Below are 25110 nucleotides of genomic sequence, written 5' to 3'. Positions count from 1 at the left end.
CACGGGTGAGGGCAGACCACGACGGAGCGGACGGCGGCACCGGGACCGGGACCGCGCGGCCACCCGCCGCCGCGGCGGCGCGTGAGCGGTCCGACCCCTGGAAGGTCGCCTTCGTGGCCCTCCTGGTGGTCGCCCTGGTCTGCGTCGTCACCTGGATACTCCTGGGCTCGCGCCTGCTCGTGGTGCGCGACGTGGCCGTGACCGGGCTGGACCGGGTCGGACGCGAGGAGGTCGTCGCCGCCGTCGACGTCCCCACCGGGACCCCCCTCATCCGGGTGGACCTGGAGGCGGGCGCCGACCGGGTCGGCGACCTCGCCCTCGTGGAGTCGGCCACGGTCACCCGGGGCTGGCCCGCCACCCTGCGGGTCGAGGTCGTCGAACGCCGGCCCCTGCTCGCGGTGCGGGTGGGGGAGGAGTACCGGCTCGTCGACCGCGACGGCGTCCGCATCGAGGACTCGCCGTCCCGGCCCGGCACCCACCCGCTGGTCCGGGTCACCGGCGAGATCGAGGGGAACGACGCCGTCCGGGCCGCCGCGGCCATCGTCGAGTCCGCCCCCGACTCGCTGCTGGCCCGCATCCGGCTCATCGACGCCACCGACCCCGACGCCATCCGGATCGAGATCAGCGAGGGCGCCGTCATCGAATGGGGGACCGCCGAGGGCACCGGCGACAAGAGCGAGATCCTGCGCGTGCTGATGCGCGAGCACCCTCCGGGGGACGGCGTCGTGTACGACCTCTCCACCCCCGACCTGGCCATCGTCCGGTGAAGCGGCGGTCAGGCCCCGGGAAAGGACGGCAAAGCCGGACGAAGCCGGACCGGTGGCCGCCTCCGGAGGGCCGGCGGCCCCCTCGGGAGGGGGTGCGGACACGACGCGGGGACATTCCAGACGCGACGCGCCGAGTCAGCACATCGCTTCCTCGTGTTATACGACGTTAGGCTGAAGCAGTCATCGGTTGCCGGTGGTGGGCGGTCGGCTTACTGTCGAGAGTCACGACCACCGTCAACAAAGTACAGAACACGCTTTTCGGGGTACGCGGGAACCGTATTTCTCCCGCCGGACCCGGGGGAGGCACAGAGCCTCCCCGGTTCGGCACCCCACGGTTCACGCGGTCCCGGGTCCCCCGCGCCGGCGTCCTGGGACGCCCCGTCGGAGAACCCGAAACGCACACTGTAGAACCGGAGCCGAACCCACCGGCCCGGCGGACACCACCGCCGGACACGGGAGGGAACGGCGTATGCGAGCGGAAAGGCCCCTCGTCGTGGCAGCACCGCAGAACTACCTCGCGGTCATCAAAGTCGTCGGTATCGGCGGCGGCGGTGTCAACGCCGTCAACCGAATGATCGAAGAGGGGCTCAAGGGCGTCGAGTTCATCGCGATCAATACCGATGCCCAGGCGCTGCTGATGAGTGACGCCGACGTCAAGCTGGACGTCGGCCGTGAACTCACCCGCGGCCTGGGAGCCGGAGCCAACCCCGACGTCGGCCGCAAGGCCGCCGAGGACCACCGGGAGGAGATCGAGGAGGTCCTCAAGGGGGCCGACATGGTCTTCGTCACCGCGGGTGAGGGCGGCGGCACCGGTACGGGCGGCGCGCCCGTGGTCGCCAACATCGCCCGATCCCTGGGGGCCCTCACCATCGGTGTGGTCACCCGCCCCTTCGGCTTCGAGGGCAAGCGGCGTGCCACCCAGGCCGAGTCGGGGATAGCGATGCTCCGTGAGGAGGTCGACACACTCATCGTGATTCCCAACGACCGGCTGCTCTCCATCTCCGACCGGCAGGTCAGCGTCCTGGACGCCTTCAAGGCGGCCGACCAGGTGCTGCTCTCCGGTGTCCAGGGCATCACCGACCTGATCACCACGCCCGGCCTCATCAACCTGGACTTCGCCGACGTCAAGTCGGTCATGTCCGGGGCCGGCTCCGCGCTCATGGGCATCGGCTCGGCGCGCGGCGACGACCGTGCGGTGGCCGCCGCGGAAATGGCCATCTCGTCCCCGCTGCTGGAGGCCAGCATCGACGGCGCCCACGGCGTCCTGCTGTCCATCCAGGGCGGCTCCGACCTGGGGCTGTTCGAGATCAACGAGGCGGCACAGCTCGTCTCCAACTCCGCGGCCCCCGAGGCCAACATCATCTTCGGCGCCGTCATCGACGACGCCCTGGGCGACGAGGTCCGGGTGACCGTCATCGCGGCGGGCTTCGACGAACCCGAGGTCACCGGGCCCGCGCTGCACCGGCGCGAGCCGGTGGACCCTCCTAAGGCCGTCGCCCCCACGGCGGGCGCCGCGACCGGCGGACAGGGGGCGTCCACGCCCCCCGCCGCGGACGCGGCCGGGGCGTCGGCCGAGAAACTGCCGTGGCTCGGCGGCCGGCACAGCGCCGAGCCGGCCCGTGCGCAGCAGACCCCGCCGCCGGCCTGGGAACCGGCCCCGGCGGCCCCGGTCGAGCCCGAGCCGGTCGCGGTGACCGAGCCCGAGCCGCAGCCCGAGCCGGAACCGCAGGCCCCGGCCCACGACCGGTTCGCCGAGGCCGCGCCGGCCGAGCCCGAGCCGGCCCCGGCCCGGGAGGAGCACGCCGACGAGCCCCGGCCCGTCCACGTGGTCTCGGAGTCGGTCGCCGAACGGCGCGCCGACGTCCCCACGCCCCGGCGCCGGGTCGTGTTCGAGGAGCCGGACGACCTGGACATCCCCGACTTCCTGAAGTAGCGCGGACCGACACCCCGGTACCATCGACGTGTCAGCGGCCCCGACCCGGGTGGGCGGGGCCGTCGCCGCTCCGGGGGCCGGCGTCCACCGCGCCGTCCCGACCGGGCCGAGGGAAGGACAGCGGTCACAGGGATGGGCACCATCGTCGACCTCGGGCACGGGGTCCGTGCCGCCGTCACCGAGCGCCACGGCGGGATCAGCCCCCCGCCCTACGACTCGCTCAACATGGGCCTGGGGACGGGGGACGACCGGGAGACGGTGCTGGCCAACCGGCGCACCGCCGCGCGGAACCTCGGTTTCGACGCCGACCGCGTCGTCTGGATGGACCAGGTGCACAGCGCCGACGTCCTGGTCGCCGACGCCCCCGGCGCAGTCGGGACCTGCGACGGCGTCGTCACCACCACCCCCGGCCTGGTCCTGGCCTCCCTGGCCGCCGACTGCCTGCCCGTCCTGGCGGCCGACGGCGAACGCGGCGTCCTGGGCGCCGCCCACTCCGGCCGCCTGGGCACCGCCCGCGGTGTGGCCGCCAACCTCATCGCCGCCATGGCCGACCACGGTGCCCGCCCCGGGAGCACCACCGTCCTCCTCGGCCCCTCCATCTGCGGCAAGTGCTACGAGGTCCCGGCCGGGCTGCGGGACGAGACCGCCCGCGACACCCCCGAGGCCGCCTCCACCACCCGCCGGGGCACCCCCGGGGTCGACATGGTCGCCGCCGTCACCGCGCAGCTGCGCCGCGCCGGGGTCACCGACATCCGGGCCGACGGCCGCTGCACCCTGGAGACGCCCGAGCTGTTCTCGCACCGGGGCGGTGCCCCCACCGGGCGGTTCGCGTCGTTCGTCTGGCAGGAACAGGACTGAACCGGACCGGACCGCACGGACCGGCGAGACCGAGAGATGGATGAGGACGACGTGTCACACGACCCGGCCCGCGTCGAGCGGATCAAGGAGAACCTCGCGGCGGCCCGCGCCCGCGTCGAGGCGGCCTGCCACAAGGCCGACCGGGACCCCGCGGAGGTGTCGCTGATCGCGGTCACCAAGACCCGCCCCGCCGAGGACGTGCGCATCCTCGCCTCGCTCGGCCTGGCCGACATGGGGGAGAACCGCGACCAGGAGGCCGCCCCCAAGGCCGCCGCCACCGCCGACCTCGACCTGACCTGGCACTTCATCGGCCAGTTGCAGACCAACAAGGCCAGGTCGGTGGCCTCCTACGCCGACGTCGTCCACTCGGTGGACCGGGCGAAGCTCGCCCGCGCGCTGGGCGACCGGGCCGCGGCCGCCGAGCGCCGCCTCACCTGCCTGGTCCAGGTCAACCTCGACGACGACTCGCAGGCGGGCGTGCTGGGCCCGCGCGGCGGGGTCGACCCCGCCGACGCGGCGGAGCTGGCCGCCCGGATCGACGAGCACGAGGCGCTCGAACTCGGCGGTGTGATGGCCGTGGCGCCCCGCGAGGGCGACCCTTATGAGGCTTTCGGTCGTCTTTATGAGGTCGCGTGTCTCATTCGTGATCGTTATCCTCGGGCCACGATGGTGTCCGCGGGTATGAGCGGGGACCTGGAGGCCGCGATCGAGCGTGGCGCGACACACCTTCGGCTCGGTGCGGCGTTGCTCGGCGATCGCGGGCCGATCGTGGGGTAATGTCCCCACATAGACCTTGGAACCCGTCTGTGGAGTTCGCCCGAAAGGGCGTCACACCCCGTTGCACCAGGGAAGACGGGGCGGTACGGAGGAGTCGGCTGCGGTGCAGGCCGCGGGGACGACGGAGGACATGAGATGGCCGGCGCGATGCGCAAGATGGCGGTCTACCTCGGCCTCGTGGAGGACGACCGTTACGATCACCGCTATGCGGACGAATATGATGAGTTCGATGATTTCGACGAGGGCGTGGAGGAGCACCGCGAACGCGGAGCCGACTCCCCGCACGGCGAGGGAACACGGGGCGAGGACGTGAACGACACCGGCGACCACTCGGGCACGGGTGAACGGCGCGGTGGCACGACCACGACCTCTGCCTCCACCGCCGACCTCGCGAGGATCACCACGCTCCATCCGCGCACGTACAACGAGGCGCGTACGATCGGAGAGCACTTCCGGGAGGGTACGCCGGTGATCATGAACCTGACCGAGATGGTCGACAGCGACGCCAAGCGTCTGGTCGACTTCGCGGCTGGTCTGATCTTCGGTCTGCATGGCAGTATCGAACGCGTGACCAACAAGGTGTTCCTACTGTCCCCGGCCAACGTCGAGGTGACCGCGGAAGACAAGGCGCGGATCGCTGAGCGAGGGTTCTTCAATCAGAGCTAGACCATCGGATTTGTCCAGAGATTGGGTCGAATAGACCGTGAGTATCGTCCTGTCCGTGCTGGTCATCGCGCTGCGACTGTACGTCTTCGTACTGCTCGCGCGCGTCGTGCTGGAGATGGTGCAGTCCTTCTCCAGGGACTGGCGCCCCTCGGGGTTCCTGCTCGTGATCGCCGAGATCGTGTACACGCTCACCGACCCGCCGCTGCGTTTCCTGCGCAGGTTCATCAAGCCCGTCCGGCTCGGCAGCATCGCGCTCGACCTGAGCGTCCTGGTGCTGTTCCTGGGCCTGTCGATCGCCGCGAGCCTGCTGGGAAGCCTGGCACTCTCGGTCGCCTAGAGCAGGCGTCGGGGGCGAAAAAAGTCGCCCCCGATTCCGTTATGTGGTCTTGGTCATGATCCGGATTGCCGTAAGGTCACGATCAGGTAGCGTCCCTACGGATGGACTCCAAGCGCGCCAAGGAGACGAACATGCCGCTGACACCCGCTGATGTGCGGAACAAGCAGTTCAGCACGACCCGGCTCCGGCCGGGCTACGACGAAGAAGAGGTCGATGCCTTTCTCGACGAGGTCGAGTCCGAGCTGGACCGGCTGATCCAGGAGAACGAGGAACTGCGCGGCAAGCTCGCCGAGTGCCTGCGCGGCAAGGTGCCCAACGCCGGGATGCAGGACTTCCAGCAGCCCCAGGAGCAGCCCGAGCCGCCCCGCCCCGAGCCCGTCCAGCCGCCTCAGGCCGTCGTCGAGCCCCAGCCCCAGGCGCCCGCCCCCATGCACATGGGCATGGGCGGCGAGGAGAACATGGACACGGCCGCCCGCGTCCTGGCCCTGGCCCAGCAGACCGCCGACCAGGCCATCTCCGACGCCCGCCGCGAGGCCGACGAGACCCTGGGCCGCGCCCGCCACGAGTCCGAGGACATCCTCGGCAAGGCCCGCCGCCAGGCGGAGCAGATCATCGGCGAGGCCCGCGTCCGCTCGGAGAACCTCGACCGGGACGCCCAGGAGCGCCACCGCCAGGTCATGGGCAGCCTCGTCCAGCAGCGCGAGGAGCTGGAGCACAAGGTCAACGTGCTCAAGGACTTCGAGCGCGAGTACCGCAGCCGCCTGAAGGACTACTTCGAGCGCCAGCTGCGCGAGCTGGAGGAGGGCGCGGGCATCGAGCAGCCGAACCCGAACACCACGGGCGGCTTCCAGACGATGGCCCCGCCGACCGGTCCCACCCCGGCGCTGCAGCACGGCGGCCCCGGCGGCAACCCCTTCGGCCAGCCCGAGCCCGTCCAGCACGGCGGTTTCCACCCGGGCGAGGCCCCGCACGAGCGTCGCTGACCCCGGTCGGCGGTAGGCTCCACAACTGAAGACTCCGGCAACGTGTAAAGGTCCTGGTCGACCCGTGATCCTCAGCGTCCTCGCATCCGTCGCGGTGCTGGCGGCCATCGCCGTCATCGTGGCAGCCCTGGTGTTCGCCGAGACCACCCTGGTGTTCATCGCCCTGGGGTTGGCCGGTGTGAGCGTGCTGCTCCTGGTGGGCGCCCTCATCCAGGGGAGGACCCGAGCGGATCGAACGGACGGTTTGGGGAAGTCGTCCGTTCCCGCGGCCGTGCACGTGGCGCCGGAGCACTCCGGGCGCGTACCCGCACCGGCTCCCGAGCCGGTGCGGGAACCCCGCGCCTGGACGGAGGACTCCGGACCGGGGGAGCCGGAGTACGATCTGCCGCGCTGGCAGACACCCACGGCCCGTGAGTGGCCGGAACCGGACACGGTGGCGCCTGCCCCCGCCCCGTCCGCCTCCACCGCGGTCGAGCACGGCTCCCGCGAAGAGCAGGCACCCGCCCCCGCCGACCCCCGGCCCGCCCACCACCCCGGTGAGGACACGCGGGACCCGGCCCCCGAGCCCGCGGCCGCGCGGGCCGAGGCCCCCGAGGATTCCCACGACGACACCGGGCTCTCCTGGTTCGACCGGCGTGAGACCGCCGACGACGACGCGGAGGAGCAGGTCGCCCAGACCGCCGTCTCTGAGACCGGCGATGACACCGGGGCCGAACTCTCCTGGTTCAACAGGCGTGAGACCGCCGACGACGACGCGGAGGAGCAGGTCGTCCAGGCCGCGGTCTCCGGGACCGGCGATGACACCGGGGCGGAGCCCTCCTGGTTCGACCGGCACGAGTCCGCGACGGCCGATGACGACGCCGAGGCGCCCGGGGAGCAGGAGGCCACCGCCCCCGAAGCCGAGGACACCCGGCCCGTACGGCACACGGCCGACGACGCGGACGAGCGGGCCGCAGCCTCCGGAACGGACGAGGACACTGGCGCCGAGCGCGAGCGGGCCTCGGACGAGGAGGACGACGAGGCCGACTCCGAGCCCTCGTGGTCCGACCGGCGTGAGGACGCCGACGACGCGGACGACGTGCGCGGGGCGGAGGAGCCCGGCGCGCCCGGCGCGGACTCGGTCGAGGCCGGTGAGACCGACGAGGCCGCCGCCGTCTCCGGGACCCGTGGCGAGGACGAGGCCACCGCCGAGCCGGACACCGACACCGGTGTCCGTGACACCGAGGACTCCGACGCGGCCGAACCGGCGCGCGACGAGGCGGCGGAGGACGCCGCCGACGGCTCTCCGCGGGGCGACGGGGACGCCGGTGACGGGGAGTCCGCGGAGCGCGGGGACGAGGCGGAGGAGTCCGAGCCCTTCTCCTACAGCATTCCGCAGCGCGACGGGGACGACGGGGACGCGCGGGACTCCGAGGCACAGGAGGCCGCCGCGGCGGACGCCGAGGACTCCGACGACGCCGACCGGTCGGGTGAGGACGCGGCGGAGGACGCCGCCGACGGCTCTCCGCGGGGCGACGGGGACGCCGGTGACGGGGAGTCCGCGGAGCGCGGGGACGCGCCCGAGGAGCCCGAGTCCTTCTCCTACAGCATCCCGCAGCGCGGCGACGACACCGAGACCACGGCCGTGTTCACCTACCGCAGGCCCCAGGACAACGAGGACCCCGACGCCACGGCGGCCTTCACCCGCGACTGACACCCGGCGACAACGACGACGGGCGCCGTCCCCCGGTGGGGGCGGCGCCCGTCGCGTTCGGTCAGGCCCTGCGGAAGCCGAAGGCCACCCCGAACTCCTCCGACTCGGTGCGGTGCAGGTCCGCGCCGATCTCGCCCGCGGTGAACGCGTCCGCCAGCACCTCGCCGGCGATGGCCGCGGCGTGCTCGTCCAGCGCCTGCGCGGTGGACTCGTCGGTGGCCGCCCACCACACGTGGATGCGGTCCGACACGTCCAGGCCGCTCTGCTTGCGGGCCTCCTGGAGCATGCGCACCATCTCGCGGGCCAGGCCCGCGCGGCGCAGCTCCGGTGTCAGCTCCAGGTCCAGGGCCACGGTCTCGCCCGCACCGGAGGCGACCGCCCAGCCCTCGCGCGGCTGCTCGGTGACCAGCACCTCGTCGGCGCTGACCTCCACCGGCTCGTCCTCGACCCGGACCTGCGCCCACCCGGTGTCGCGCACCTGGCGCACCAGCTCCGCCGGGTCCGCCGCGCCGATCGCCCGGGCGACCAGCGGGGTCCGCTTGGCGAACCGCTTGCCCAGCGCCCGGAAGTTCGGCTTGACCAGGTAGTCCACCAGGTCGCCGCCGACCGTCGACAGCGACTCCAGCGACGCCACGTTCAGCTCGTCGGCGATCTGCTCCCGCAGCTGCGCGGGCAGGTCCGCGAACCCGGCGGCGCCCACCAGGGCCCGCGCCAGCGGCTGGCGGGTGCGCACCGCCGAGTCCACCCGGGCCGAGCGGCCCAGCTCCACCAGGCGGCGGGTCAGCGCCATGTGCGCCGACAGCTCCGGGTCGACCAGGTCCTCGCGGACCTCGGGCCACGAGGCCAGGTGCACCGACTCCGGGGCGTCGGGCCGGCGCAGCGCCGTCCACACGTGGTCGGTCAGGAACGGCACCACCGGCGCCATCAGCAGCGTCACGGTCTCCAGGGCCTCGAACAGCGTCGCGAACGCCGCCGCGCCCTCGGGGGTGTCCGCGCCGCCCCAGAACCGGCGGCGCGACCGGCGCACGTACCAGTTCGAGATGTCGTCGACGAACGCCGTCAGGCGCCGGCCCGCCGTCGTCGTGTCGAAGGCCTCCAGGGCCTCGGTGACGTCCCGCACGACCTCGTTGAGCTCGGACAGCAGCCACCGGTCCAGCAGCGGCCGGTCCTGCGGGGCCGGGGCGTCGGCCAGCCGGGAGTGGTCCCAGCCCCCGCCGGCGTTGGCGTACAGGGTGAAGAACGACACGGTGCTGTAGTACGTCAGCAGCACCTTGCGGACGATCTCCTCCAGCGCGGCGTGCCCCACCCGGCGGGCGGTCCACGGCGAACCGCTGGCCAGCATGAACCACCGCAGCGCGTCGGCGCCGTGCCGGTCCATCACCGGGATGGGCTCCATGACGTTGCCCAGGTGCTTGCTCATCTTGCGGCCGTCCTCGGCGAGGATGTGGCCGAGCACCACCACGTTCTCGAACGCGTTGCGGTCGTGCACCAGCGTGTTGACCGCCAGCAGCGAGTAGAACCAGCCGCGGGTCTGGTCGATCGCCTCGGAGATGTACTGCGCCGGGAAGTTCTCCCGGAACACCTCCGCGTTGACGTGCGGCGCGCCCCACTGGGCGAACGGCATCGACCCCGAGTCGAACCAGGCGTCGATCACCTCGGGCACCCGCCGGGCCACCCGCTGCTCCTCGGGCAGGGACGGGTCGGCGTCCGGGTCGGGGATGACGATGTCGTCCACGAACGGCCGGTGCGGGTCGAGGTTCGACAGGTCCTTGCCGCTGAGCTCGCTCAGCTCCGCCAGCGAGCCCACGCAGATCTGCCGCCCGTCGGGGAACTCCCAGACCGGCAGCGGGGTGCCCCAGTAGCGGTTGCGCGACAGCGCCCAGTCGACGTTGTTGCGCAGCCACTCGCCGAAGCGGCCCTCCTTGACATTCTCCGGCACCCAGTTGGTGGCCTGGTTCTGTGCCAGCAGCTCGTCCTTGACCGCGGTGGTGCGGATGTACCAGGACGGCACCGCGTAGTACAGCAGCGCCGTGTGGCAGCGCCAGCAGTGCGGGTAGGAGTGCTCGTAGGCCAGGTGCCGGAACAGCAGGCCCCGGTCCTTGAGGTCGCGCACCAGCGTCTTGTCGGCGTCCTTGAAGAACACCCCGCCGACCAGGTCCAGGTCGGCCTCGAAGGTGCCGTCCGGGCGGACGGGGTTCACCATCGGCAGCCCGTAGGCGCGGCACACCGCCATGTCGTCGGCGCCGAACGCGGGCGACTGGTGCACCAGGCCGGTGCCGTCCTCGACGGTCACGTAGTCGGCGAGCACCACGTAGTGGGCGGGCTCGTCGAAGGCCACCAGGTCGAAGGGGCGCTGGTAGGTCCAGCGCTCCATCTCGTCGCCCTCGAAGGACTCTCCGGTCAGCTCCCAGCCCTCGCCCAGGACCTTCTCGAACAGCGGCCGGGCCAGCAGCAGGCGCTCGTTCCCGTCGGTGGCCACCACGTACTCCACGTCGGGGTGGACCGCCACCGCCGTGTTGGACACCAGGGTCCACGGGGTGGTCGTCCACACCAGCAGCGAGGTGGGGTGCTCGGGCGAGGCCAGCGGCCCGGACGTCACCGGGAAGCGCACGTACACCGACGGGTCGGTGACGGTCTCGTAGCCCTGGGCCAGCTCGTGGTCGGACAGGGTGGTGCCGCAGCGCGGGCAGTAGGGGCTGATCCGGAAGTCGCGGACCAGCAGGCCCTTGTCCCAGATCTGCTTGAGCGCCCACCACACCGACTCCACGTACTGGGGGTCCATGGTGCGGTAGGCGTCGTCCATGTTCACCCAGTAGCCCATGCGCTCGGTCATCGCGGTGAACGCGTCGACGTTGCGCAGCACGGACTCGCGGCAGCGGGCGTTGAACTCGGCGATGCCGAAGGACTCGATGTCCTTCTTGCCGGACAGGCCCAGCTCCTTCTCCACGGCCACCTCGACGGGCAGGCCGTGGCAGTCCCACCCGGCCTTGCGGTCGACGTGGTAGCCGCGCATGGTGCGGAAGCGCGGGAAGACGTCCTTGAACGCGCGGGCCTCGACGTGGTGCACGCCGGGCTGGCCGTTGGCGGTGGGGGGACCCTCGTAGAAGACCCAGTTGGGGCCGCCTCGGGTCTGGTCGAGGGAGCGCTGGAAGACGTTCTCCTTCGACCAGCGGTCGAGGATCTCGCGCTCCATCGCGGGCAGGTCGATCTGCGCGGGCAGCTGGGGGAGTGCGCGGGACGCGCTCGGCCGGGACTCGTTGGCCACCGTCGTACCTTTCCATCAGGGTCGTTCCTGACGGAGGGACGAGGCCGGGGCCCCGCGGTACCACCCTCCTTGGACGCCGCCGGTCCGGTCCGCGCGAGGGCGGCCGGGACGGGTCCCACTTCGTTCACGTCTGCCGGTTCTACTGGGGGCGTCGGCCCTGTTCTTCCGGCGGTTCCGGGGTGATCTTCGTGCCGGTCGTACCCCCGGGCTCCCACCGCCCCCGGGTCGCTCGGACACGTCGACCGCTTCTAAGCTGTGTCCGTCCGGTCGGGGCCGGCACTACTCGTCCCCATCGACACCTGGGCACAGGATAACGCAGCGCGGGGGCGGCGCCCCGCGCTTTTTCGACGGGGAGGGCGGAGGCGGGTGGCGGAGAACGTGCGCGGAACCGTCCTGGTGACGCTTGCGGACCGGGACGACGCCGAGGAGCTGGCCGAACAGCTCCTGGAGCAGGGCTACGAACCGTGCCTGGTGCACCGGGACATGCTGGCGGGGGAGGACGACGCCGAGGACGCCGACTGGGTGATCGAGGTGCGCACCGGCCCGCACGGCGGCCCGGCGGTGTTCGACGAACCCCACCTGGCGGCGCTGGCCGAGGACTACGGCGGCTTCGCCGCCGCCGAGTGACCGCCGCCCATCGCGGCCTCATCGCCCGGGAGCACCCGGAGAGCCCGGACGCCGACCGCCCGGCGGGGATCCGGGCGGGGCGGCCGGTGGCCGAGAGGGCCGGAGGCATCGTCGCCGCCGCCGAGTGACCGCCGCCAGGGGCCCCGCGCGCGTCCGCCGGGTGACCCCGACCGACGCCGGGGTCCGGGTCGTTGCCAAGGGGGCGGGGCTCGCCTAGGCTTCCCGGCACCACTCGCGGCTCCGCCCACGGGGGTGATCCCGCAGGTCGGCGGGGTACGGGCGGGGGCGCACGGTCGGGAGGTAAGTGCGATGAAGGCCACCGAGGCGGCGGATCTGCCGGTACTGCCCGGCGAGGAGCCGTGGACCCGGCAGGAGCTCGCGGGGGTCCGCGAACGCCTGGAAGACGACATCGCCGCCGCGCGCAGGGAGATCCGCCAGGTCGAGGAGCAGGTCGCCGAGCGGCTGGAGGACCCCGTGGACGGGGCCGGGGACGACCCCGCCGATACCGGGGCCAAGGCCTTCCAACGCGAACACGAGTTGGCGTTGGCCTACAATACTCGTGACCTGCTCGCCGCGAGCGAGCGGGCGATCGAACGGATGGACGCGGGAACCTACGGGGTCTGCGACTCATGCGGACGGCCCATCGGCAAGGAGCGCCTCCAGGCGTTCCCGCGGGCCACCCTGTGCGTCTCCTGCAAACAGCGCGAGGAGCGTCGCTGACTGAGGTAGAGCCCTCCGGGGACAGCAACATGACCACCGCCCGCACACCGGGGGGCCGCCGGCGGCGCTACCTGCTGCTGGTGCTCGTCGCGCTCGCCGCCATCGGCGTGGACCTCCTCACGAAGGAATGGGTCCTGGCCACCTTCCAGGAGGGCGAGCGGCTCGACGTCATCGGCGAGGTCGTGCAGTTCACGCTGGTGTACAACACCGGCGCCGCGTTCTCCATGGGCACCGACCACACCTGGGTGTTCACGACCATCGCCAGCATCGTCGTCCTCGTCATCGCCTACATCGGGCTGCGGGTGCGCAGCGTCTGGTGGGCCGTGACCTTGGGCCTGATGATGGGCGGGGCCGCCGGGAACCTCGTGGACCGGATCTTCCGCGAACCCGAGCCGTTCCACGGCGCCGTCGTGGACTTCGTCAAGGTGATGGACTTCCCGGTGTTCAACGTCGCCGACTCCTGCGTGGTGGTCGGCGCCTGCCTGGTCGTCCTGCTGACCTTCAAGGGCGTGGAGCTGGACGGCAGCATCGTCTCCGACGACAAGGACGGCGACAGGGCCGGCGGCGGGGCGCGGGACACCGCGACCGCGGCCGAGGGCTCCGCCGAGGGCCGGACCGGGGACGACACCGCTCCCGGCGACGACACCACCACCGAAGGGAAGGGCCAGTGAGCGACACCCGCAGCCTGCCCGTGCCCGACGGGCTGGAGGGCGACCGGCTCGACTCGGCGATCGCCCGCATGTTCGGGCTGTCCCGCACCCGTGCGGCCGAGCTCATCGTGGACGGCAGCGTCCTGGTCGACGGGTCCGAGGCGGGCAAGTCCGACCGCGTCCGCGCCGGCGCCTGGCTGGAGATCACCCTGCCGCCGCCGCCCACCGCCCCCGTGCCGCGCCCCGAGCCCGTCCCGGGCATGCGGATCGTGCACGAGGACGCCGACATCATCGTGGTCGACAAGCCCGTCGGGGTCGTCGCCCACCCCACCGTCGGCTGGACCGGCCCCAGTGTCCTGGAGGGCCTGCTGGCCGCCGGGATCCAGGTGGCCACCAGCGGCGCCGCCGAGCGCCAGGGCATCGTGCACCGCCTGGACGCCAACACCACCGGGCTCATGGTGGTCGCCAAGAGCGAGACCGCCTACAGCGTCCTCAAGCGAGCCTTCAAGGAGCGCACGGTGGACAAGCGCTACCACACCCTCGTCCAGGGCCACCCCGACCCGCTGCGCGGCACCGTCGACGCGCCCATCGACCGCCACCCGGCGGGCGACGGCCGCTGGGCCGTGGTCGCGGGCGGGCGCCCCTCGGTGACCCACTACGACACCCAGGAGGCGTTCCGGGCCGCCAGCCTGCTGGAGATCAAGCTGGAGACCGGGCGCACCCACCAGATCCGGGTGCACATGTCGGCGCTGCGCCACCCGTGCGTGGGCGACATGCTCTACGGGGCCGACCCCACGCTCGCCGAGCGCCTGGGGGTGCGCCGCCAGTGGCTGCACGCGGTGCGGCTCGGGTTCGACCACCCCACCGAGCACCGGCCGGTGGAGTTCTCCAGCCCCTACCCGGAGGACCTGGAGCGGGCCGTGGAGATGCTGCGCGAGGACTGAGCCGCCCCCGGCTCCCCGGCCGGTGCGGACACCGGGCCGGGCGGGGCCGGGCACGGCACGCGAACGCACGAGGGGCCGCCGGACATCCGTCCGGCGGCCCCTCTCCCGTCGTCCCGGTCAGCCCCGGGGCGGCGGGGCGACGGGCCGGGTGCGCACCAGCCCCTGGCACAGGGCCGCGCCGACGATGATCACCAGCGCCCCCAGCGGCTGGTTCCACGACAGGGTCTCGCCCATGAGGACGATCCCCGCGGCGATCGACACCACCGGCGCCACGTAGGTGACGGTGGTCGCGACGGTCGCCCCCGCCTCCCGCAGCACCGCGTACTGGAGCACGTAGGCCACCCCCGTGCCCATCACCCCCAGGACCAGGACCGAGGCCACCACCTGCCAGGTCACGTCGGTCGGGGCGTCGGTGGCCACCGGCACCAGCACCGCCAGCGGCACGGCGGCCAGCAGCAGCTGCAGCGCCGACAGCTCCAGGGCGCCGTGGGAGCTGCCCGCCACGAACCGGCGCAGGTACGGGGTGCCGATGCCGTAGCAGGCGGTCGCCGCGACCACGAACCCCATGCCGACCATGGCGTCCCGGTCGCTCACGCTCACCTCGCCCAGGGAGTTCCACACGCCGAACACCACGAGCACGCCCAGGAAGCCGATCCCCAGCCCGAGCACCCGGTCGCGGTCGGGGCGGCGCTCGTCGGGCAGCAGCAGCATCGAGAACACCACGCCGAACAGCGGCGTCGCGGCGTTGACGATGCCCATCACCGCCGAGGGGATGAGCTGACCGGCGTACCCGAACAGCGTGAACGGGATCGTGTTGAGCAGCAGCGCGGCCACGAACATGTGGGCCAGCAGCCGCGGCGAGGTCGGCAGCCGGCCGCCGCGCAGCAGCACCACCGCCAGCAGCGGCAGGGCCCCGGCGACGATCCGGCCCAGGGACAGCTGCATCGGCTCCAGGGACTGGGCGGCGACCCTGATGAAGACGAAGCTCATGCCCCAGATCAGGGCCAGGAGCGCGAACTTGACCCGCCAGTCGGCGGTGAGGCGGCGGACCCCGGCGGACGCGGCCGGGGAGGGAGAGAGCACGGGCATGGAATGTTTGTACCGCGCACCGATGTGTTAGGTCTACTTCGTATTTCTAAACGAGTGAGTTAGTGTTCCTTACATGCTCAGTGTCGACCGCCTCCGTGTCCTCCACGCCATCGCGGCGCACGGCTCCCTCAGCGCCGCCGCCGAGGCCCTGCACGTCACCAACTCCGCCGTCTCCCAGCAGCTCTCCAAGCTCGAACGCGAGGTCGGCCAGCCCCTGGTCGAGCGCAACGGGCGCGGGGTGCGCCTCACCGACGCCGCCGAACTCCTCGTCGAGCACGCCTCCCGGATCCTCTCTCTGGTGCAGCGGGCCGAGGCCGACCTGGAGGCCCACCGCGACCACGTCACCGGGCACCTGCGCCTGTCCGGCACCCCCACCGCGGTGCGCGGCATCCTGCCCCAGGCCCTCAACACCCTGCGCGAGGCCCACCCCCGGCTGCGGGTCGAGCTCTTCGAGGAGGAGCCCCACGAGAGCCTGCAGTCGATGGCCCGCGGCGAGGTGGACCTGTGCATGGTCATCGACTGGATGGGCTCCCCGCTCGCCCTGCCCGAGGGCATGAGCCGCGCGCCCCTGATGGAGGACGTCGGCGACATCGCCCTGCCCGCCGACCACCCCCTCGCCCACCGGGAGATCCTCGCCATCGACGAGATCCTCGACCTGCCCTGGATCAGCTGGTCGCGCGGGTCCATCTGCAACGACTGGCTCTACGACATGATCCGCTCGCGCGGCGGCGAGCCCAACGTCATCCACAACGTCGAGGAGCACCAGACCAAGCTGGCCCTCATCGCCGCCGGGATCGGTGCCGCCGTCATGCCCCGGCTGGGCCGCGGCCCGCTCCCCGACGGGGTGCGGGTGGTGCCGGTGCAGCCCGCCCTGGTCCGCCAGGTGTACGTGTTCTGGCGCACCGACGCCTCCCGCCGCCCGGCCATCCGCGCCACCGTCCGCGCCCTGCGCGAGTCGGCCGCCGCCTACGACACCCGCCCCGTCCCGGCCTGACGCCGACGCCCGGTCCGGGGCCCGGGCGGAGCCGCCGCGAGCGCAGGCGGGCGCCGGCCCTGTCGGCGTCCCTGCCCGGGACACCTGCCCCGGGTAGCCGGGAGAGCCGTGCCTCGCGCGGGCGTGCGGACAGGCGGCCGCATCGGCGTCCCTGCCCGGGACACCTGCCCCGGATGCCCCTGGGAGGAGACGGGTCGCGCGGGCGGGCGCCTCCCGCCGCTCCGTCCGGGGGCCGGCCTCAGGGGCCGGACCCCGGACGGGACGGTCAGCGTGGGGCCTGGAGGAGTTCCGTCAGGGTCGCCGAGGGGCTGATCACCTCGGGGTCGGTGCGTACGTCCACCAGGGTCGGCAGGTCCGCCGCCACCGCCTCGCCCAGCACCTTGACCAGCTCCTCCCGGGTGTGCACGGTCTCCCCGCGCGCGCCCAGCGAACGGGCGTACCCCGCGAGGTCCAGCGGCCCGCCGATCCGCGTCCCCGCCAGCCGGCCCAGCTCGCGGGCCTGGTGCATGGCGATCGTGCCGTACAGCCCGTTCTGGAACACCACCACCGTCACCGCGGCGCCCTCGCGCACCGCCGTCTCCAGCTCCTGCCCGGTCATCAGCGCGCCGCCGTCGCCCGCCACCGCCACCACCGTGCGCTCCGGCTCGGCCAGCTTGGCGGCGACCGCGGCCGGGACCGCGTACCCCATCGCCCCGCTGGTGGGCGCCAGCTGGGTGCGCGGGTGCCGGAACCACCAGCCCCGGTGCAGGAACGACGCGAAGTTCCCGGCGTCGTTGGTGACCACCGCGTCCTCGGGCAGCGCCTCGCGCATCCCCGCGATCACCTGCCAGGGGTGCAGCCCCGGCCCCTCGTGCGCCTGCGTCTCCACCGGCACGGCCGACGACTCCACCCAGGCGCGCCGGGCCGCGCTCCAGTCCCGGTAGGGGGCCTGGAAGGGGGCCTCGGCCAGCTCGCTCAGGGCCTCGCCCGCGTCGGCCACCACCGACGCCCACAGGTCCAGGTGCGACCCCGGCCGCCCCGGGTCGATGTCGATCCGCGCCACCTTGGCCCGGGCCGTGTCCGGCAGCCGGTACCCCTGGGTGGTGGTCTCGCTCAGCCGGCACCCCACCACCAGCACCGCGTCGGCCTCCGACAGCGCGGCCAGCGTCGCGGGCGGGGCGCCCAGCCCCAGGTGGCCCAGGTAGAGCGCGTGGTCGTTGGGGAACACGTCCTGCCTGCGCCAGGCGGAGTACACCCCGGCGCCGAACCGCTCGGCCACGCGCACCAGGTCGGCGCGGGCGCCCCGGGCGCCCCCGCCCGCCACGATCACCGGCCGCACCGCCCGGGTCAGCCACGCCGCCAGCCGGTCGCGCTCGGCCCCGCCCAGCGGGGGCCGGGGCGGCTCCGGCGGCCGCGGGACCGCCGCCGGTCCCACCACCTGTCCGAACAGGTCGCCCGGCACCGCGATGGACACCGGACCCGGGCGGCCCGAGCGGGCCACCCGCAGCGCCTCGGCGGTCACCTCGGCCAGCCGGTCGGCCCGGTGCACGGTGGTGGACCACTTGGTGATGGGCGCGTAGAACGCGGTGAGGTCCACCTCCTGGAACGCCTCCCGCCCCAGCCGCTCCGTCTCGGCCTGGCCCAGGAACACGACCATCGGGGTGGAGTCCTGGTGCGCGGTGTGCACCGCGACCGCCAGGTTGGCCGCCCCCGGGCCGCGGGTGGCCGCCGCCACCGCCGGGACCCCGGTGAGCTTGGCGTCGGCCTCGGCCATGAACCCGGCGCCGCCCTCGTGCCGGGTGGACACCAGGCGCATGCCGGGGTGGCGGTCGATCGCGTCGGCGAGCTCCAGGAAGCTCTCGCCCGGGACGGTGTAGCAGCGGCGGACGCCCGCGGCGGCCAGGACGTCGACCACCGCCTGCGCGGCGGTGCGGTCGGGGGGCGTGGGTCGGTGGTCGGCTGTGGCCATGGGGGTGGGTCCCTTCCATCGTCGCAAGGTCCGCTCGGCGCGTCCGGGATCCGCCGGACGCCCTTCAACGACCTTTCCAGGCACCGTGAAGCCGGGTCAAGGAGCACCCCGGGCGCCTGTGGACAACCACCCCCGAACCGCCCCCTGTGATCCGTGTCATAGAGATTCGGGCACGGAAGGGTCACGGAGGGCATTGTCACCTTTGCAAGTGGTGTGTCCGCTTCTAAAGTGCTGCGAGTCCGCGGTGGAACCGGTCCGCCATGGGACACAACGGAAGGACACAGGTGGCCGCCACCGAACAACGCAAGGCGACGTGGAAGCAGATCGGTCCGGGCATCGTCGTCGCGGCCACCGGCGTGGGCGCCGGAGACCTGGTCGCCACCCTCATCGCGGGCAACCTCTTCGGTTACGCCCTGTTGTGGGCCACCATCGTGGGCTGCATCGTCAAGATCTCCCTGGCCGAGGCGACCGGCCGCTGGCACCTCGCCACCGGGCGCACCATCTTCGACGGCTGGACCAGCCTGGGCCGCTGGACCTGGGCGTACTTCGGCGTCTACGTGGTCCTCTGGGGCTTCGTCTACGGCGCCAGCGCCATGTCCGCCACGGCACTGCCGCTCTCGGCCCTCTTCCCGCAGGTGCCCTTCAACGCCTGGGCGATCCTCGCGGGCGTCTCCGGCCTGGCCATCGTCTGGTTCAACCGGTACGCGATCTTCGAGAAGATCATGATGATCTTCATCGGCGTCATGTTCGTGATCGTCGTCGGCCTCGCGATCTACGTCGGCCCCAACATCGGCGAGGCCGTCACCGGCCTGGTCCCGCTGCTGCCCGAGGGCTCCCTCTTCTACACCCTGGGACTCATCGGCGGCGTCGGCGGCACCATCACGATGGCCGCCTACGGCTACTGGGTCAACGCCAAGGGCTGGCGCGACTCCGGCTGGATGCGCATGATGCGCATCGACAACCGGGTCGCCTACATCACCACCGGCGTCTTCGTCATCGCGATGCTCGTCGTCGGCGCCGAGCTCCTCTACGCCAGCGGCATCGCCCTGTCCTCGGGCGACCAGGGCCTGCTCGACCTGGGCGAGGTCCTGCGCGACCGCTTCGGCGGGTTCGTCGCCACGCTGTTCCTCGTCGGCTTCTTCAGCGCCGCCTACTCCTCGATCATCGGCGTCTGGCACGGCGTCAGCCTGCTCTTCGCCGACTTCGTCAACCACGTGCGCGGCCAGAGCGACATGGACCCGGGGGCCACCGAGAAGAGCCTGCCCTTCCGTGCCTACATGCTGTGGCTGACCTTCCCGCCCATGCTGCTCCTGCTGCTGGGCCGCCCGGTCCAGCTCATCATCGCCTACGGCGTCCTCGGCTCGTTCTTCATGCCGTTCCTCGCCTTCACGCTGATGTGGCTGCTCAACTCCTCCCGCACCCCCGCCGAATGGCGCAACGGGTGGATCTCCAACACCGGCCTGGCCATCGCGGGCGGCCTGTTCCTGGTGCTGTGCGGATACGAGCTCTACGGCGTCATCACCGGGGAGTGACCCCGGCGCGGGGGCGGTCCCTCCAGGGCCGCCCCCGCACCGCGTTCACAGCCCCAGGGCCCGCAGCCCGGCGGTGACCGCGGCCGCGGCCAGCACCACCACCAGGAACGGGGCGCGCAGCGCCAACGCGGCCACCGCCGCGCCCACCCCGCCCATCCGGGCGGTGTCCCAGGCCAGCGCCTGGCCCTCGCCGCGCAGTGCCTCCACCGCGATCAGCGCGGCCAGCAGCGCCAGCGGCACCGCCGTCGCGAACCGGCGCAGCCAGGCGTTGTCCAGCAGGCGCCGCGGCGCCGCCAGCCCGGCGAACTTCAGCAGGTAGCACCCGGCCGCCGTCGCGACCAGCACGATCCACAGCGTCACGACCGCACCCCCTCGCCGTCGTTGTCGGACTCCTTCGCGTCCGCGGCCCCGGGGGCCGCCGCGGGGCCGGCCACCCGCATCTCCGGCCCGACCAGGGCGATCAACGCGGCCGACGCGGCCAGTAGCACCGGCACCCCCGGCGGCAGCAGCGGTGTGGCCGCCAGGGCCAGCCCCGCCCCCAGCCCGGCGATCAGCCAGGTGCGGGCGCCGCCCTCGCGCAGCCGCGGCCACAGCAGTGCCAGGAAGATCGCCGGGCCGACCGCGTCCAGGCCCAGCGCGCCGATGTCGCTCACGCGCTCCGTGGCCAGAGCGCCCACCAGCGTCGTGACCACCCACGACGTCCCCAGCACCACATAGGTCGTGGTGAACGCCAGTCGGGCCGAGGCCCGGTCCGGCTGGGCCAGGGCCACCGCCGTCGTCTCGTCGATGACCCCGTGCGCGGCCAGCGCCCGCCGGAGCCCGCCCCGCAGGTCGAGGACGTCGGCCAGCCGCAGGCCGTACAGGGTGTTGCGGGCGCCCAGCAGCAGGGCGCCCAGCGCCCCGGCGACCAGGTTGCCGCCGCCGGCGACCACGCCGATCAGCGCGAACTGGGAGGCTCCGGTGAACATGAACATGCTGGTGAACACGGCCTGGGCCGGGGACAGCCCGGCGGTCGCGGCGGCGGTGCCGAACGCCAGGCCGGCGGCGCCCACGGCGACGCCGACCCCGAGGCTGTCGCGCACCGCGGGAGAACGGAGAAGGGAGATGGCTTTCACGCCGCCCCACGCTAGGAGCCGGGGCCGCCCGCCGTCTTGTACGTTCTTGCACCCGCCCGGCACCGCGTCCGGTCGGCGCCGCGCCCGCCCGACCCCGGGCCACCCGGCACCGCGCCCGGCTAGCACCGCGCCCGGCCGGCACCGCGCCCGGCCGGCGCCGCGTTCGGTCGGCACCGCGTCCGATCCCGGGCCGCCCGGCCGGCACCGCGTCCGACCCCGGACCGCCCGGCCGGACCGGCTCAGCGCCCGGCCAGCGCCCGCCGGTACGCGCCCGGGGGCACCCCCAGGTGGCGGCGGAAGTGCCTGCTCAGATGCGCCTGGTCGGTGAACCCCACCTCCACCGCCACCTCCGAGGGGGCCCGCCCGGCCGCCAGCAGCGTCCGGGCGCGGTCCACCCGCAGCTGGTTGAGGTAGGCGTGCGGGGGTAGCCCGTAGGCCCTCGAGAACGCCCGGGACAGCGCGAACGGACCCAGGCCCACCGCGGCGGCCAGCTCCTCCAGGGTCGGCGGGTCGGTGAGCCGGGACGCCAGCACCTCCCGCGCCAGGGCCGTCTCGGGCCGGGCCTCGCGGGTCCGGACCCGGGGCGGGCGCTCGCGGCCGTGGGAGCGCAGCAGCGCCGCGATCCCGCGCCGCGCCAGGGAGGAGGCCCCCAGCCGGTCGCCGCGTTCGGCCGCCAGGTGCGCCGCGTGCAGCAGCCGGGACGCCTCGGGCGCGTCGATCCCCGACTCGCTGAACGCCGGGGTGCCCCGCAGCCCCAGCTCCCGGGCGATGCCGACCACCACCTCCGGCCGGGGGTAGAACACCCGGTACGTCCACCCCTCGGGAACGCCCGCGTGCCCGGTGTGCACCTCGTCCGGGCCGACCACCGCCAGGCCGCCCGGCCCCACCCGCGAGGTGCCGCCCGGGTGGGCGTACTCCTCGACGCCGCCGGTGATGACGCCGAACGTGTAGGTGGGGTGGGTGTGCCGGGTGAAGTTGGTGGTGACGAACCGGGCGGTGAGCATCTCCGTGTCCGGCAGTCCGGAGAAACGCCAGTAGCGCGCGCGTTCGGCGCGGGGGTCGTCGACGACGGGGTGGACCGTACTGGGCATGCCCATACGCCCAGGTTAACGTCGGTTCCTCCGCGGTGCCGCGCCGGTATTACGCTGCGCTCATGACCACGACCGAGATCAGGCAGGCGCGCGACGACCGCGACCGCGCCGCAGTGTTCGTCATCCGGGGCGCCGTCTTCGTCGCCGAGCAGAAGGTGCCCGTCGCCGAGGAGTGGGACGACCGCGACCCCGCCGCCCTCCACCTCCTCGCCCTCGTCGACGGGGTGCCCGCGGGCACCGTCCGCGTGGTGGAGCAGGACGGGGGAGCGGGCCTGCTCGGGCGCATGGCCGTGCTGCCCGAACGGCGCGGCACCGGCCTGGGCGCCGCCCTGGTGCGGGCCGCGGAGGACCTGGCCCGCGAACGCGGGCTCGCCGCCATGGAGCTGCACGCCCAGACCCACGCCCTGGGCTTCTACGAGCGGCTGGGCTACACCGCGCACGGGGAGGAGTTCCTCGACGCCGGGATCCCGCACCGGCACATGGTCCGCGACCTGGGCTGACGCCCCCGGAGTGCCCCCCGTCTCCCCTCGGTGTGACGGGGGGCGCACCCCCGGCCGCGGGGCGATCGGAATACCACCGAGTAGGATTCGGTTTCGGGTGGTGGCCCCCACCACCAGTGCACACGCCGACCCGACGAGGAACACATGACGGTCAACACGCAGCCGGCCACCGAACGCCCCGACCCCCGCGCCTTCGGCCTCCCCGTGGTCGAACAGGCCGACATCCCCGCCGAACTGCGCACCCTCGTCGGCCGCGTGCACGCCCTCATCGACACCGTCGCCAACACCACCGAGACCGACCCCGCCGTCCTCGCCGAGGCCGCCGCCGCCGTCGAGGAGGTCACCGACCGCCTCGCCGCCGCGCCCCGCCGCCAGATCGGCACCATGGTCCGCCGCGACCTCCCCGACGGCGACAGCGAGTACGGCACCATCACCAACATCGTCGCCGGGGACACCAACCCCGCCGCGCCGCCCCTGTCCCTGGTCCCGGCCGCCGGCGGCGGGGTGCACGGCGAGGTCACCCTCGACACCGTCTACCAGGGCCCTCCCGGGCTGGTCCACGGCGGCTGGATCGCCGCCCTCCTCGACCAGGCCGTCGGGACCGCCTCCTCCCTGGCCACCTCGCCCGGCCTCACCGCGCGGCTCGAGGTGAACTACCGCAGGCCCACCCCGCTGTTCAACCCGCTGGAGATCACCGCCGAGGTCGAGCGCACGGAGCGGCGCAAGGTCTACGTCAACGGCCGCATCCGCGTCAACGGCGAGGTCACCGCTGAGGCCACGGCCATCATGGTCCGCGTCGAGGTCCCCGAATAGGGGACCGGCCGGGGGCGCGCGTGCGCGCCCCCCGCGGACACGCTAGGATCACGCACATGACCCACCGCTATCACGTGTTTAGCGAGCCGACGCTCCCGTCGGCCGCCGACGACACGTAGGCGGAGACGGGAACGTCGGCAACAGAGCACTCGGGCCCCCGGCCCCGGTGCTCTTTCGCTTTCCAGGCGGCCGACACCCTCCCGCACGGGACCCCGTACGGCCGCACCCACCGCGACCGGAGGCCACCGTGCACGACCAGACGTCCACCACCAGCGAGATCGCCCGCCTGCGCGAACACATCGACGCCATGGACGCGCGCCTCGCCGAGCTCCTGGAGCAGCGCGCCCTCGTCGCCGCCCGGGTCCAGCGGCTCAAGCCCGTCGGGTACTTCGCCGGACGCGACATGGACCGCGAGCGCCGCCTCGTCGAGCGCATGGCCGAACACGCGCCCCGCCTGGGCGCCGACCGGCTCGCCGCCATCATGGACAGCGTCATCACCGCGGGCCTGGCCGCCGCCGAGGAGGAGGCCGCCCGCGACCGCTGACCGCGCGGGGGCCGTCAGCGGGACACGTCCACCCACACCAGGCGGTGGTCGGAGACGGGGAACGGGGGGCCCGCGCCGGCCAGGCGCGCCAGCGGGTCGTCCGGCGCCGGCCAGAACACGCCCCGGTCGCCCACCGCCAGGTCCCGCGAGGGCAGCACGTAGTCCACCCGCAGGTGCCCCGGCGGGGTGTCCTCGGTGAAGGCGTCCCCGTGTCCGGGGGCGCCCGCCGCGCTCCCGGCCCGGCCCCGGCCGCCCTGGGAGTGGGGGAGCGGGTCCGCCACCCGGGGGTGGGCCAGCAGGCGGTCGATCGCCCCGGGCAGGGAGGAGCCGTTACGGGGGTCGGCGTTGAGGTCCCCCGCCAGCACGAACGGGGCGTCCGGCGCCAGCCCCCCGGCGGTTCCGGCGTCGTCGCGGACGTAGCCGTCCGCCCCGGGCGTCAGGTAGTCCGCCCAGAACCGGATCTCGTCGTGGTTGCGCAGCACGTTGCGGCGCTCGGGGCCGTCGAACGCGGGCGGCGTCGGATGCGAGGCCAGCAGGTGCACCGGGCGGCCCCACCCGGTGTCCACCGGCAGGTCCCAGTGGCTCTTGGACGACAGCCGCGCCGCCGCCCACGCCCGCGGCGACAGGAACGGCTCCCCGCTCGCCGGGTCCACCGGGACCAGCGCCCCGGGCATCGCCGCCCGCGGCAGCAGCCGGAACGTGCGCGCCCGCTCCGCGTCCAGGGGGTACCGGGAGAGCACCGCCATCCCGTACTGGCCGGGGAACCGGCCGAACCCGAACGCGTCCCCGGCGTAGGCGTCGCTCCCCGGCTCGACCACCACCCGCCCGTCGCCGTCGAGATCCTGCCCGGACGCCACCCCGGTGTTCACCGGCGCGGTGAAGACGTGGGGGAACTCCACACCCTCGGAGCCGTTCCACCCGCGCTCCAGGTACTCGCGGACGAACAGCTCCAGGGCCCGGCCCGTCGGGTCGTGGTCGAACTCGTTCACCAGCAGCACGTCGGGGCGCACCCGCTGCACGGTCTCGGCGACCGCCCGCGCCAGCCTCCACCCCCCGGAGGCCAGCGCCGACGCCATCGCCCCGGGCCGCTGCCGCGACAGGGCCGTGTTGAAGGTCGCGAACCGCACCGACCCGGCGGGAACGGGCGGCGGCACCGACGGGGACACCGCCACGGCGGGCGCGGCGGCCGGCACGTCCTCGGAGGCCAGGACCATGGTGGCGGTGGACGCGGGAAGGAGAGGTCTCACCCGCCCATTCTCCCAAC

At 73.6% G+C, this 25110-nt stretch carries 25 protein-coding genes; 18 read left to right on the top strand and 7 right to left on the bottom strand.

Annotation, left to right across the window (positions count from 1 at the left end):
- The first annotated feature begins 5 nt into the window (after positions 1 to 5).
- The 8 genes from KGD84_RS23175 to KGD84_RS23140 all read left to right on the top strand — a co-directional run bounded on the left by KGD84_RS23175 (position 6) and on the right by KGD84_RS23140 (position 8014).
- Positions 6 to 767: a cell division protein FtsQ/DivIB gene (locus KGD84_RS23175; RefSeq protein ID WP_255646755.1), complete on the top strand. Its 762-nt coding sequence runs from the start codon at positions 6 to 8 to the stop codon at positions 765 to 767.
- A gap of 493 nt (positions 768 to 1260) precedes the next feature.
- Complete coding sequence (ftsZ, locus tag KGD84_RS23170) at positions 1261 to 2700, top strand: cell division protein FtsZ (protein ID WP_220562499.1); 1440 nt, start codon at positions 1261 to 1263, stop codon at positions 2698 to 2700.
- Positions 2701 to 2832: 132 nt separating this feature from the next.
- The gene (pgeF, locus tag KGD84_RS23165; RefSeq protein ID WP_220562498.1) at positions 2833 to 3558 is read left to right on the top strand and encodes a peptidoglycan editing factor PgeF; all 726 of its coding nucleotides are present in this window, start codon (positions 2833 to 2835) and stop codon (positions 3556 to 3558) included.
- A 51-nt stretch (positions 3559 to 3609) separates the two neighbouring features.
- Entirely contained in the window at positions 3610 to 4335 is a 726-nt protein-coding gene (locus KGD84_RS23160; RefSeq protein ID WP_220562497.1) for a YggS family pyridoxal phosphate-dependent enzyme, read from the top strand.
- A gap of 135 nt (positions 4336 to 4470) precedes the next feature.
- A complete protein-coding gene (locus tag KGD84_RS23155; RefSeq protein WP_220562496.1) occupies positions 4471 to 5001 on the top strand; it encodes a cell division protein SepF in 531 nt (176 codons plus the stop codon).
- A gap of 37 nt (positions 5002 to 5038) precedes the next feature.
- Positions 5039 to 5338, top strand: a complete 300-nt coding sequence (locus KGD84_RS23150) for a YggT family protein (RefSeq protein WP_220562495.1) — start codon at positions 5039 to 5041, stop codon at positions 5336 to 5338.
- 131 nt (positions 5339 to 5469) lie between these two features.
- Entirely contained in the window at positions 5470 to 6321 is an 852-nt protein-coding gene (locus tag KGD84_RS23145) for a DivIVA domain-containing protein (protein WP_220565256.1), read from the top strand.
- Positions 6322 to 6385: 64 nt separating this feature from the next.
- Positions 6386 to 8014, top strand: a complete 1629-nt coding sequence (locus KGD84_RS23140; protein WP_220562494.1) for a putative sodium/potassium/calcium exchanger — start codon at positions 6386 to 6388, stop codon at positions 8012 to 8014.
- 61 nt (positions 8015 to 8075) lie between these two features.
- On the opposite strand, the gene ileS is transcribed toward KGD84_RS23140, so the two are convergent.
- Positions 8076 to 11279 (bottom strand): isoleucine--tRNA ligase, encoded by a 3204-nt coding sequence (gene ileS, locus KGD84_RS23135; protein ID WP_220562493.1) that lies wholly within the window; start codon positions 11277 to 11279, stop codon positions 8076 to 8078.
- Between the two features lie 366 nt (positions 11280 to 11645).
- Here ileS and KGD84_RS23130 point away from each other — a divergent pair, with 366 nt between their 5' ends.
- From KGD84_RS23130 to KGD84_RS23110, 5 genes are all read left to right on the top strand, one after another.
- On the top strand, positions 11646 to 11906 hold the full coding sequence (locus KGD84_RS23130) for a hypothetical protein (RefSeq protein WP_220562492.1): 261 nt from the start codon (positions 11646 to 11648) through the stop codon (positions 11904 to 11906).
- Positions 11903 to 12034, top strand: coding sequence for a hypothetical protein (locus KGD84_RS23125; RefSeq protein WP_255646754.1), 132 nt, complete (start codon positions 11903 to 11905; stop codon positions 12032 to 12034). Before KGD84_RS23130 ends, KGD84_RS23125 begins: the two co-directional genes overlap by 4 nt.
- Positions 12035 to 12215: 181 nt before the next feature.
- Positions 12216 to 12626: a TraR/DksA family transcriptional regulator gene (locus KGD84_RS23120; RefSeq protein ID WP_220562491.1), complete on the top strand. Its 411-nt coding sequence runs from the start codon at positions 12216 to 12218 to the stop codon at positions 12624 to 12626.
- A gap of 29 nt (positions 12627 to 12655) precedes the next feature.
- Positions 12656 to 13297, top strand: coding sequence for a signal peptidase II (gene lspA, locus KGD84_RS23115; RefSeq protein WP_220562490.1), 642 nt, complete (start codon positions 12656 to 12658; stop codon positions 13295 to 13297).
- Entirely contained in the window at positions 13294 to 14220 is a 927-nt protein-coding gene (locus tag KGD84_RS23110; protein ID WP_220562489.1) for an RluA family pseudouridine synthase, read from the top strand. The genes lspA and KGD84_RS23110 overlap by 4 nt, the downstream gene beginning before the upstream one ends.
- A gap of 117 nt (positions 14221 to 14337) precedes the next feature.
- Here the strand turns inward: KGD84_RS23110 and KGD84_RS23105 are convergent, their stop codons facing one another.
- A complete protein-coding gene (locus tag KGD84_RS23105) occupies positions 14338 to 15309 on the bottom strand; it encodes a DMT family transporter (RefSeq protein ID WP_220562488.1) in 972 nt (323 codons plus the stop codon).
- Positions 15310 to 15382: 73 nt separating this feature from the next.
- On the opposite strand from KGD84_RS23105, the gene KGD84_RS23100 reads away from it, so the two are divergent.
- Positions 15383 to 16303, top strand: a complete 921-nt coding sequence (locus KGD84_RS23100) for a LysR family transcriptional regulator (protein ID WP_220562487.1) — start codon at positions 15383 to 15385, stop codon at positions 16301 to 16303.
- A 265-nt stretch (positions 16304 to 16568) separates the two neighbouring features.
- Here KGD84_RS23100 and KGD84_RS23095 read toward each other — a convergent pair whose 3' ends face one another.
- Positions 16569 to 18251, bottom strand: a complete 1683-nt coding sequence (locus KGD84_RS23095) for a thiamine pyrophosphate-dependent enzyme (protein ID WP_220562486.1) — start codon at positions 18249 to 18251, stop codon at positions 16569 to 16571.
- Positions 18252 to 18535: 284 nt separating this feature from the next.
- Between KGD84_RS23095 and KGD84_RS23090 the strand changes: the two genes are divergently transcribed.
- A complete protein-coding gene (locus KGD84_RS23090) occupies positions 18536 to 19783 on the top strand; it encodes an Nramp family divalent metal transporter (protein ID WP_220562485.1) in 1248 nt (415 codons plus the stop codon).
- A gap of 45 nt (positions 19784 to 19828) precedes the next feature.
- Here KGD84_RS23090 and KGD84_RS23085 read toward each other — a convergent pair whose 3' ends face one another.
- The 3 genes from KGD84_RS23085 to KGD84_RS23075 all read right to left on the bottom strand — a co-directional run bounded on the left by KGD84_RS23085 (position 19829) and on the right by KGD84_RS23075 (position 21995).
- Positions 19829 to 20143, bottom strand: a complete 315-nt coding sequence (locus tag KGD84_RS23085; protein WP_220562484.1) for an AzlD domain-containing protein — start codon at positions 20141 to 20143, stop codon at positions 19829 to 19831.
- Positions 20140 to 20898 carry an AzlC family ABC transporter permease gene (locus tag KGD84_RS23080; protein ID WP_255646753.1) on the bottom strand — a complete coding sequence of 253 codons (759 nt, stop codon included), beginning with the start codon at positions 20896 to 20898 and terminating at the stop codon, positions 20140 to 20142. The genes KGD84_RS23085 and KGD84_RS23080 overlap by 4 nt, the downstream gene beginning before the upstream one ends.
- A 239-nt stretch (positions 20899 to 21137) precedes the next feature.
- Entirely contained in the window at positions 21138 to 21995 is an 858-nt protein-coding gene (locus KGD84_RS23075) for an AraC family transcriptional regulator (protein ID WP_220562483.1), read from the bottom strand.
- Between the two features lie 56 nt (positions 21996 to 22051).
- On the opposite strand from KGD84_RS23075, the gene KGD84_RS23070 reads away from it, so the two are divergent.
- The 3 genes from KGD84_RS23070 to KGD84_RS23060 all read left to right on the top strand — a co-directional run bounded on the left by KGD84_RS23070 (position 22052) and on the right by KGD84_RS23060 (position 23846).
- The gene (locus tag KGD84_RS23070) at positions 22052 to 22489 is read left to right on the top strand and encodes a GNAT family N-acetyltransferase (protein WP_220562482.1); all 438 of its coding nucleotides are present in this window, start codon (positions 22052 to 22054) and stop codon (positions 22487 to 22489) included.
- 144 nt (positions 22490 to 22633) lie between these two features.
- On the top strand, positions 22634 to 23302 hold the full coding sequence (locus KGD84_RS23065; protein ID WP_220562481.1) for a PaaI family thioesterase: 669 nt from the start codon (positions 22634 to 22636) through the stop codon (positions 23300 to 23302).
- 247 nt (positions 23303 to 23549) lie between these two features.
- A complete protein-coding gene (locus KGD84_RS23060; RefSeq protein ID WP_277615487.1) occupies positions 23550 to 23846 on the top strand; it encodes a chorismate mutase in 297 nt (98 codons plus the stop codon).
- A gap of 14 nt (positions 23847 to 23860) precedes the next feature.
- On the opposite strand, the gene KGD84_RS23055 is transcribed toward KGD84_RS23060, so the two are convergent.
- On the bottom strand, positions 23861 to 25060 hold the full coding sequence (locus tag KGD84_RS23055; RefSeq protein ID WP_220565253.1) for an endonuclease/exonuclease/phosphatase family protein: 1200 nt from the start codon (positions 25058 to 25060) through the stop codon (positions 23861 to 23863).
- Positions 25061 to 25110: the final 50 nt, after the last annotated feature.

Origin of the sequence: Nocardiopsis changdeensis, assembly GCF_018316655.1 — a bacterium.
GTDB classification, from domain to species: Bacteria; Actinomycetota; Actinomycetes; order Streptosporangiales; family Streptosporangiaceae; genus Nocardiopsis; species Nocardiopsis changdeensis.
The sequence above is the reverse complement of the archived record's forward strand: the minus strand, read 5'-3'. Positions and strand labels throughout refer to the sequence as shown.